This window comes from Streptomyces sp. NPDC006529, from assembly GCF_040611795.1.
Classification (GTDB): Bacteria; Actinomycetota; Actinomycetes; order Streptomycetales; family Streptomycetaceae; genus Streptomyces.
Genome location: NZ_JBEXPB010000056.1, coordinates 25454 through 35041, shown reverse-complemented (window position 1 = coordinate 35041; position 9588 = coordinate 25454). Strand labels below are relative to the sequence as shown.

Annotated in this window: 7 protein-coding genes and 3 pseudogenes; 3 read left to right on the top strand and 7 right to left on the bottom strand. The window is 72.4% G+C overall.

The window, feature by feature from the left end:
- Window positions 1-87 precede the first annotated feature (87 nt).
- Entirely contained in the window at window positions 88-264 is a 177-nt protein-coding gene (locus ABZY31_RS27835; protein ID WP_356415501.1) for a hypothetical protein, read from the bottom strand.
- Window positions 265-593: 329 nt separating this feature from the next.
- A complete protein-coding gene (locus ABZY31_RS27830) occupies window positions 594-2057 on the bottom strand; it encodes an SDR family NAD(P)-dependent oxidoreductase (RefSeq protein ID WP_356415498.1) in 1464 nt (487 codons plus the stop codon).
- A gap of 138 nt (window positions 2058-2195) precedes the next feature.
- Between ABZY31_RS27830 and ABZY31_RS27825 the strand changes: the two are divergent.
- Window positions 2196-3140 (top strand): annotated as a pseudogene (locus ABZY31_RS27825) (DMT family transporter); the annotation flags it as partial.
- Between the two features lie 81 nt (window positions 3141-3221).
- Here the strand turns inward: ABZY31_RS27825 and ABZY31_RS27820 are convergent.
- Complete coding sequence (locus ABZY31_RS27820; RefSeq protein WP_356415495.1) at window positions 3222-4496, bottom strand: transglycosylase family protein; 1275 nt, start codon at window positions 4494-4496, stop codon at window positions 3222-3224.
- Window positions 4497-4644: 148 nt separating this feature from the next.
- Here ABZY31_RS27820 and ABZY31_RS27815 point away from each other — a divergent pair.
- Window positions 4645-5465 (top strand): annotated as a pseudogene (locus ABZY31_RS27815) (NAD(P)-binding domain-containing protein); the annotation flags it as partial.
- Window positions 5466-5863: 398 nt separating this feature from the next.
- On the opposite strand, the gene ABZY31_RS27810 reads toward ABZY31_RS27815, so the two are convergent.
- The 3 genes from ABZY31_RS27810 to panD all read right to left on the bottom strand — a co-directional run bounded on the left by ABZY31_RS27810 (window position 5864) and on the right by panD (window position 7385).
- The gene (locus ABZY31_RS27810) at window positions 5864-6544 is read right to left on the bottom strand and encodes an aspartate/glutamate racemase family protein (protein WP_356415493.1); all 681 of its coding nucleotides are present in this window, start codon (window positions 6542-6544) and stop codon (window positions 5864-5866) included.
- Complete coding sequence (locus tag ABZY31_RS27805; RefSeq protein WP_356415490.1) at window positions 6541-6885, bottom strand: GNAT family N-acetyltransferase; 345 nt, start codon at window positions 6883-6885, stop codon at window positions 6541-6543. The genes ABZY31_RS27810 and ABZY31_RS27805 overlap by 4 nt, the downstream gene beginning before the upstream one ends.
- Before the next feature lie 80 nt (window positions 6886-6965).
- On the bottom strand, window positions 6966-7385 hold the full coding sequence (panD, locus tag ABZY31_RS27800; protein ID WP_356415487.1) for an aspartate 1-decarboxylase: 420 nt from the start codon (window positions 7383-7385) through the stop codon (window positions 6966-6968).
- Window positions 7386-7905: 520 nt separating this feature from the next.
- Here panD and ABZY31_RS27795 point away from each other — a divergent pair.
- Window positions 7906-8220 (top strand): annotated as a pseudogene (locus ABZY31_RS27795) (hypothetical protein); the annotation flags it as partial.
- Between the two features lie 375 nt (window positions 8221-8595).
- On the opposite strand, the gene ABZY31_RS27790 reads toward ABZY31_RS27795, so the two are convergent.
- A complete protein-coding gene (locus ABZY31_RS27790) occupies window positions 8596-9558 on the bottom strand; it encodes a ParB N-terminal domain-containing protein (RefSeq protein ID WP_356415484.1) in 963 nt (320 codons plus the stop codon).
- Window positions 9559-9588: the final 30 nt, after the last annotated feature.

The window sequence follows — 9588 nt, the reverse complement described above, 5'->3', positions numbered from 1 at the left end:
CGCCAAGGGCGCCGACGTCGACTGGAACCCGATCCGGGTCGGCGGCCACGTCACCGGGGTCATCACCGAGGCCGTCGCGGCGGGCCCTCAGTCGATTCCGGGCAGGATGTGGGGTTCCGCCAGGTCCTCTTCGTATCCGGCGAGCCGGATCGGTGCGGACCGGGCCCACACTTCCAGGCTTCCCAGCTCGTCCGAGCGGGTGCGGGAACGGTAGTCGGTCCGCTCCAGCAGTCCCTGGTCACGCTTGGTCAGTTCTGGTGTCACCGCGCACTCCTTCGTGTCGCGTAACCCGGCGGGCGTGCCGCTGCCGGGCAGGGAAAAGGACATCCGGACGCGGTGGCGCCGTGGTTCTCGATACGGAGCGTGGCCTTGGTGAGGCCGTCCGTGTCCTCAGGGTACACATATGAGCGGGGCCCCGCTCGATGGAAAGGTAAAATCCGCTGTGTACCCCTTGTTTTCTCCCGGCGTTACCGGCCGCGCAACCCAGTGTGTCCAGAGCTGGTGGAGGACCGCACGAGTGCGCCCCGGCCCCCTGGGGAGGGGACCGGGGCGCATGGCCGTCCGCCGCGCGGCGGGAGCGGGAGGGACGGGGGTTACCAGTTGCCGGGCGCGTAGTCCTTGAGGAATACGCCGAACAGGTCCTCGCCGGCCTCGCCGCGGACGATCGGGTCGTAGACCCGGGCCGCGCCGTCGACCAGGTCGAGCGGGGCGTGGAAGCCCTCCTCCGCGAGCCGGACCTTGTCCGGGTGCGGGCGCTCGTCGGTGATCCAGCCGGTGTCGACGGCGGTCATCAGGATCTGGTCCTTCTGGAACATCTCCTGGGCGCTGGTGCGCGTCAGCATGTTCAGCGCGGCCTTCGCCATGTTGGTGTGGGGGTGTCCGGCGCCCTTGTAGCCGCGGCCGAAGACGCCTTCCATCGCGGAGACGTTGACGACGTAGCGGCGCTCGGCGGCGGCCGCGGCCATCGCTGGGCGGAGCTTGCTGATGAGGATGAACGGCGCGGTGGAGTTGCACAGCTGGACTTCGAGCAGCTCGATCGGGTCGACCTCGGACACCGTCTGGATCCAGCTGTTGGTGTGGTGCAGGTCCGGGACCAGGCCGCCCGCGTCGATGGCGGTACCGGCGGCGATCCGCTCCAGGGACGCCGAACCGGAGACCAGGGCCAGCTCGGTGACGTCCTGGGCGCTGAGCTTCTCGCCCTTGCCGGTGGGCAGCGCCGCGACCCGGTCGACGGTGCCGCTGCCGAAGGTGCCGATGACCTCGGAGGCGGGCAGTTCGCCGGCGGGCAGCGGGGCGTTCTCCGCGGCGACCAGTTCGCTGTACGCGCCCGGGGAGCGGCGTACGGTCTGGGCCGCGTTGTTGATCAGGATGTCGAGCGGGCCCTCGGCGGCGACCGAGTCGGCCAGCGCGACGACCTGCGCGGGGTCGCGCAGGTCGATGCCGACGATCTTCAGGCGGTGCAGCCACTCGTGGCTGTCGGGCATCGCCTTGAACCGGCGGACCGCGTCGTTCGGGAAGCGGGTGGTGATGGTGGTGTGGGCGCCGTCGCGCAGCAGCCGCAGCGCGATGTACATGCCGATCTTGGCGCGGCCGCCGGTGAGCAGGGCGCGGCGGCCCGTGAGGTCGGTCCGGGCGTCGCGGCGCGCCCGGTTGAAGGCGGCGCAGTCCTGGCAGAGCTGGTGGTAGAAGGCGTCGACCTCGACGTAGCGCGTCTTGCAGACGTAGCAGGAGCGCGGGCGCTGGAGTATGCCGGCGACCGGGCCCTTGGTGGCGGTGCTCAGGGCGTTGCCCTGGGTCTCGTCGTCGATGCGGTCGGCGGAGCCGGTCGCGGTCGCCTCGGTGACGGCCTTGTCGTTGGCGGTCTTGGCGGCGCGGCGGTCCTGGCGGCGGCGCTGCTTGACCGTGCGGTAGATGCCGGCGGTCGCGCGGCGTACGGTGACGGCGTCGGGGTGGTCGACGTCGAGCTTGTCCAGCTCGTCGAGCACGGCCAGGCAGACGGCCAGGCGCTCGGGGTCGATGCCCGGGCCGTACGTCTGGATGTCTTCGGTCACCGTCATGGCCGTTGCCGTTCCTCGATCAACTCGTCCGCGTCCGCGTGTCGCGAACTCCCCAAAAGAAGAACTGTACGGATCCGACGCGCCCGGAACCAAACCCGCTCCGGGCCGCCTCACGGGCAGCGGCCGGATCATCACGTTATGTACGCGGGGGCCCTGTTGCAGGCGCCGTTCCGCGGGGTGGCGAAGGGGTCCGGAACGGCCTCCGGGCTACATCTTCGCTCGACGTGTACTACTCAAGGAGTACAGGCGATCACCACCTGTGGGACGAGGAATACTCGAGCCGGACCGGGCATTGTGGCCCACATGAGTGCCCTAGCCCTGTCAGTCCTCCTCTGCCTGATCTCCGCGCTCGCCTACGCGGGTGGCGCGATCGTGCAGGAGCGAGTGGCGGAAAGCAGCCCCGGGCGGCCGTACGCGCCGCTGGCCCGGGGCGGCTGGTGGCTGGCCGTTGCGCTCAACGGACTCGGCGCACTGCTGCACGTGGTGGCCCTCGCCTACGGCCCGCTCAGCCTGGTCCAGCCGCTCGGCGCGCTCACGATCGTCTTCGCCCTGCCGATGGCCGCCGTCCTCATCGGCCGCCGGGCGGGCACGGCCGCCTGGCGCGGAGCGGTGCTGGCCACGGTGGGTCTGGCAGGGCTGCTGGCCCTCACGGGGGGCGACGCGCGCGCCGAGGAGACCCTGTCGGGCGGTGAGCGCACCCTGCTGCTCGCCGTGACGGCCGGGCTCTCGGCGGTCCTGTTCCTCGCCGCCCGGCGGGTCCGGCGGGCGGTGCTGCGCAGCGTGCTGCTGGCGACGGCCGCCGGCAGCGCCTTCGGGATGGGCTCGGTGTTCACGAAGTCCGTGGCGGAAGGTTTCGAGCGGGGCGCCGTCTTCGGCCAGGCTCCGCAGCTGGCCTCGATCGCCGCGCTCGCGGCGGCCGGGCTGGTGCTGTCCCAGGCGGCCTACCGGGGCGCCGGGCTGACCGCGCCGCTGGCCACGGTGACCGTGGTCAATCCGGTCGTCGCGGCGAGCGTCGGCATCTCGCTCTTCGGCGAGGGCTTCCGCTACGGCGCGCTCGGCACGCTGGGCGCGCTGGTGAGCGCCGCGGTCGCGGCGGCCGGCCTGATCCTGCTCACGGCCGTACCGCCGCACACCCGGGTGTCAGCCGCCCCGGCCGCGGTTCCCTCAGATGCCGACGCCGTGGCCGCGGAGGTACTTGAGGGGATCGATGTCGGTGCCGTACCCGGGCCCCGTCCGGATCTCGAAGTGCAGGTGTGGTCCGGTGGTGTTGCCGGTCGAGCCGGAACGGCCGATCCGCGTTCCCCCGCTCACCTGCTGACCGGCTTTGACGCCGAGGGCCGACAGGTGCGCGTACTGCGAGTACCGGCCGTCGGTGTGCCGGATCACGACCTGGTAGCCGTAGGCGCCGGCCCAGCCCGCCGACACGACCTCGCCGGGAGCGACGGCCTTGACGGAGGTCCCGGTCGCCACCGGGAAGTCGACGCCCGTGTGGTAGCCGCTGGACCATGAGGAACCGGCCACGCGGTACGCGGTGCCCATGGCCGCCTCGACGGGCGCGCTGAAGCCGCCCTGGGCGGGGGCGGGCTTGGCCGCCGCCGGTTCGACGGGCTTGACGGGGTCCGCCGTGCGCGGCGGCTTGTCGGGCGAGGGCGTCGGCTTGGGTGTCGGCGTGGGCGCGGGCGACGGGGTGTCCCTGGGCGGCGGCGTGACCGGCGGCTTGGGGGTCACCGGCGGCCTCGGGGTGACCGGCGCGGCAGTGACGCGCAGGGTGAGCCGCTGGCCCGGGAAGATCAGGTCCGGGTCGGCGCCGACGGTGGCCCGGTTGGTCTCATAGAGCGCCTGCCAGCCGCCCTCGACGTGCTGGCCCCGCGCGATCTCCGAGAGCGAGTCGCCCGGGGCGACGACGTACGGATTGGGCAGGACGGTCGTACCCGTCGGGGTGGGCGCGGCGGACCGGACCTGCTGGGGCTGGGGCTGCGGCTGCGGCTTGACGGCCTGCTGCGGCTTCACCGCTTCCGGTGCGGCGGTCCGCGCCTTCGGGGCCACGGCGGGTTTCACGCCGCCCCGGCTGAGCCCCGCCTCCTTGGAGCAGACCGGCCAGGCCTGCGGCCCCTGCGAGCCCAGCACCTTCTCGGCGACCGCGATCTGCTGGTCCCTGGTCGCCAGGTCGGCGCGGGCGGCGTAGGCCGTGCCGCCGAAGGCGCGCCAGGTGCTCTGGCTGAACTGGAGCCCGCCGTAATAGCCGTTGCCGGTGTTGATGTGCCAGTTGTTCGTCGACTCGCAGGCCGCGACCTTGTTCCACGTGTCGACGGTGGCGGCGTGGGCGGCCCCGGCGCCGATGAAGGGCAGCGCGATTCCGGCGCCGCCCGCGGTCACCACCAGCGAAGCCCGGTTGATGGTGCTTGGCTGGTACCGGCGGTGCCGGCCCCGTACGCCCATGGGAGCCCCCTTGCAGACATCAGGAACCGCACAACCTAACGTCGCGACGAGGCCCTGACAAGTGGCGCAACACGGCGCACGGCAAGGGGTGTTGAGCGCTCCGGGCGTGGGCTTGATCCATCGGCGGGCCGCCCGGGGCAGCGTCGCCTTCATCGCCGCCGAGTCGGCGAAGGAGTTCGTCGACGCGCTCGAACGCCCCCGGCGCCTCGTCATCATGGTGAAGGCCGGCGAACCCACCGACGCCGTGATCCGCGAGTTCGCCCCGCTGCTCGAAGAGGGCGACGTGATCATCGACGGCGGGAACGCGCACTTCGAGGACACCCGGCGCCGCGAGCGCGAGCTGCGCGAGCGGGGCATCCACTTCGTGGGCGTCGGCCGCCGAGGCCGTCTTCGCGCGCGCCGTCTCGGCCACGCGGACCTGCGCGCCGCCTCGCGGACGCTGGGCGGGCCCTCGGCGTCGCCGCTGCCGCAAGCGGAGGCCGACGCCTTCGCCGCCCGGGTGGAGCAGGCGCTGTACGCGTCCAAGATCGTCTCGTACACCCAGCGCTTCCACCGGATCCAGGCCGGCAGCGCGGAGTACGGCTGGGCCGTGGACCCCGGCGCGGTGGCCTCGCTGTGGCGCGGCGGCTGCATCATCCGGGCCGCGTTCCTGGACCGGATCCGGGCCGCGTACGACGCCCGGCCGGACCTGCTGAGCCTTCCGGCCGACGAGCGGTTCGCCGAGGAGATCGGCGCGGCGCAGGACGACTGGCGCGACGTCCTGGCCACCGCCGTCCGCCAGGGCGCTCCGGTCCCGGCCTTCGCGGCCTCGCTGGCGTACTACGACCCGCTGCGCGCGGACCGGCTCCCGGCGGCGCTGACCCAGGGCCGGCGGGACTACTTCGGGGCGCACACCTGCCGGCGGACCGACCGGGGGGCTCGTTCCACACCCTCTGGAGCGGTGACCGCTGCGAGGTCCGGACCGACTGAGGGGCAGTGGCCGGGCCCGGCTCCTGGCGTGGTCGTCCTTGGCCTTCGGCTTCGCTCAGCTGAGGGGGCCGGGCTGCGGGAGGGGTGCGGGCCCCGGCGGCGGCGGGATCGGGTCCGGTTCCGGGACGGGGCCGGGCACGGGCGGCGCGGGCGGGGGAACCGGCTGCGGTCGGGGCGTGCCGGGGTCGGGCCGGCCCGGGTCCGGCCAGGGGCTGGGGAAGGGATCCGGTACCCCCGGCTCCGGTACTCCGGGCTCCGGTACTGGCTCCACCCCGGAGGGCGCGCCCGGCACGGGGTCCGGCTCGGGCACGGGCGCGGGGTCGGGCTCCGGCACCGGTCCGGGGGGCTGGTTCTCTGCGTATCGCACCATAAGCCCCACCTTCCCGCGATCCGGGACGCTACGCCCGCCGGAGCGCGCCGACCGCCGCCGCGAGCCCGGCCGAGGGACTGGTCAGCAGCGGTACCTGCGTCGTGACGCGGTCCACCGCCCCCGCCATCGACACCTGGGCCAGTACGATCACGTCTGCGCCGGTCACCGCGTCCGCCGCCGCGGCCACCAGGGCCAGGCAGCCCTCGGCGTCGCCCGCCTCGAACCGCTCCCACGCGCCCGGCACCACCCGCGGCCGCGGGGACAGGGCCGCCGCGCTCCCGGGGCGCACCCGGTCCAGGACGGCGGCCTCCTCCCGGAGCAGGGCCAGCGTCGGGGCGAGCGTGCTCTCCACGGTGGCGAGGACCGCGACGCGGGGGCCCGTACGGACGGCAGCCGCGGCCATCGGCCGGTCGACCCGCAGCACCGGGCGGCCCAGGGCGGGGCCGAGGCCCTCCGCGACCGCGCCGATCGTCGAGCAAGTGCACAGCACCGGCCCGTCCCCGCCCCCCGCCGCGGCGAGCAGGGAGCGGACCTCGCCGGCCACCGCCGCCGGACCGGCCGTGCGGGCGCGGTCCAGCAGGGCGGGCTCGACCAGGTGCCGCAGTACGGTCCCGGGGTGGTGCCGGTCGCGCAGCGCGTCGAAGACGGGGACGTGCACCGGGGAGGTGTGCAGCAGGGTCAGCCCGCCGGGAGCACGGCCGCCGCTCACGGGGCGGAGTCGGCGTCCAGTTGCCGCTTCGCCGCCGCCACGACCTCCGCCGCCGGCTGGGGCGCCTCATCGGGGTGACGCGCGGCCCACTTCGCCGCGTACGGGCAGAACGGCACCACGGCGACCCCCTCGGCGGCCGCCATGCCGTAGAAGGCGCGGACGAGGTCCCCCGCGATCCCCCGGCCCTCGTGGCCCGGCTCGACCACGGTGTGCACGGCCACGAGGGCGCCCGCACCCGGCCCGGACGCGAGCACGAAGTAGGCGATCACACCGACCCGCTCCGCCCCCTCGAAGGCCCGCAGCCGCCCGGCCGCCCGGTCGTCCTTGATCTCGATCGCCATGCGGGCCGTCCTCACTTGCTCTTCGGGGTCATCTGTCGTCATCACGGTCCACGCGCGGCCCTCGGGCCGCCGCCGCGGGGTCAGATCGCGACCGCGTGCGGGCTGCGCCGCTGGTCCGTTCCCGGGACCGGGGCGGAGGGGTCCGCGCCGAGTTCGACGATCCGGTTGTCCGCGTCGACGTGCACCACCCGCGGGACGAACGTCCGCGCCTCGGCGTCCTCGAACTGCCCGTAGCTGATGAGGATGACCAGGTCACCGGGGTGCACCAGATGGGCGGCGGCCCCGTTGATCCCGATCACCCCGGAACCGCGCTCGCCCTCGATGACGTACGTCTCCAGCCGGGCGCCGTTGTCGATGTCGACGATGTGCACCAGCTCCCCGGGCAGCAGATCCGCCGCGTCGAGAAGATCGGCGTCGATGGTCACGGACCCGACGTAGTGCAGATCGGCCTGTGTGACGGTGGCCCGGTGGATCTTGGACTTGAACATTGTACGCATCATCGAGGTACCCCTGGATCTAGGCTCCCTGCCTGCGTTTTTGCAGGTCAAGGGCAGTTTCCCTACCTTACAACGAGTCGCATGTTCGGTCGGCTTTCCCCATGTTTTTGAGGACTGATGCTGACCAATTGCTGACTTTTCCGACTCACCGTCAGCTAACTTCGGAGGGGTTGAGGAGCCTTACCCACTCCCCCGCCGCGACGACGACGTCAGCCTACGCAACGACCCTCGGCAGCCACTAGCTAGGAGCCGAACGGGCGGTACTCGGTGCGGGGGCAGCGAGGGAACGTCTTCCGGCGTGCAGGACGAGGTAAGGGGGACGTCACGGTGTCGCCGCGGCTGCAGGGCCAGGTCCCCCTGGGCAGTGAGATGGCCGTCTGCGCCGACTGCCGCGCGTCCCGGGACTTGGCTCGTCCTCCCCACCCACGACCAGATCCGGCTGCGCTGCCGGACCGGTCACCCAGCAGCAGGAGATGCGCCTCGACACCGCCTGGTACAACCGGAGCGCCGGGCCGGGCCCGAGGCGAAGGCCACCTTCACCTACGCCGGCAGCAACAACTCGGAGGTCTCCGACGAGCTGTACAGCGACAGCGCGAACACGCCGTCCGACGGCATCGGCCGGATCTTCGACGCCGTGACCGGCTGTCCCACCTGTCAGCTCGGGGACGAGCAGTGGAGTCAACTCCTGACGTTCTCCGCTGGCGGGCGAAGCACCTGGTGAAGCAGACCGCGGTCCGCGACGGCAGTCTGCTGCTGCTCGTCTCGGGCTCCCCGGCCCCCGGCAACCGTCGACCGTCACCTTGAGAAGGTTCTCGCCAAGGCGGAAAAAGTCGGCTGACCGGCCTGGAGATGCTGCTGTCCCCGACCGTCGCGGTCGAGGGCAGCAGCGCGTTGGCGCGCGAGCGTTCCGTGCCTACGCAGGAGCCGCTCCTGGGTGGCCTCGGGCAGTACCTGCCGAGGACCGGTGCGGTCGAGCGGAGGGCGGTGGCGAAGGCCGCACGAGATCGTGCGGGACGCTGGCGCCGAAGGACACCGCCCACAGGCATCGAAGTTACCGCAGGACCCCACCTCGATTTACCGGCCGCGAACCGCTCCGCCACATCTGGCGGAAGACGAATGCGCGGGTCCGGCCCCGCCCTCCGGCGCGGGGACCTCGGGCACGCCGTGAGCGAGTCGGCATCGAGGGGGCTGCCGACAGCCCCCTCGCTCGAAACTATCCGCTTGCTGCGCCCTGGCTTATGGCACGGGCGCGCTCGTCCAGTTCTCGGGCGAAGCCGAGCCAGGTCTCTGCATACTGGCGCGCTAGAGCGACGACCAGATCGCCGCAGTGGGAAGGCACCACATCGGCCAGCTTGGCCCACCCCTCATCCCCGATCGCATTCCGCTGTAGCAGCCTCAGCAACTGCCGCCCTTCCTCCTTGTAGCGAAGGGATGGATCCAGCAGCAACCGGTCGACCAGAGAGCCGGGATCCGTCGCGGGCAGCCGGGATGCCGGTGCAGCGCGGCGCTGCACCGGCACCACGGCGCAGCTGTCCTGATCTCCGGTGGACACGTCGCCGGGCTTCTCGGGCACAGGCAGTTCGCCGACCTGGAGCCGCTTTCGGACGTCACTCACGGTGGCCGGGGAGATTCCGGCCAACCGTGCGATCTCGCGCAACGAAGCGTCCGGGTTCTCAGCGATGAGCTCCGCGGCTCTCCTGCGCCCCTCGACACTGTTCAGCGGTCTGACTTTCCCGTCCAGCCCGACCCTGGCGTTCAGCTCCGGTGTGCCGTCGCCCGAACGCCGACGGATCGCCGCAACCGCCCGGGCACCCAGCCCCGAGGCCCTCGCGATCGCCCGGTCCGACATCTGCGAATGTGACGCGATGATCCGCCCGGCCGCAGCCACCCGGTCCGATCGCGAAAGCGGCAGACCATGTGTCACATTTGCTTCTACAGCCCGAAGGAAGGCTTCTTCGGCAGTCCCGTCGAAAAACTCGACATTAATCGTTTCGTGACCCTTGAGGAAGGCGGCCACCAGACGGTGCATTCCGTCAATTACCTGAAGTGTGCGCCGATCGACCAGAATAGGGGGAAGCAACCCCTCAAATTCCACCAACCGCGCGACGTGATCCGCATCCTGCCCTTCAGAACGCGGCGATTCGCCCGGGAGCAGCGATGCTATCGGGAACGCCACGACTTCCCGGACGGAAGGTTCGCTGGGTGC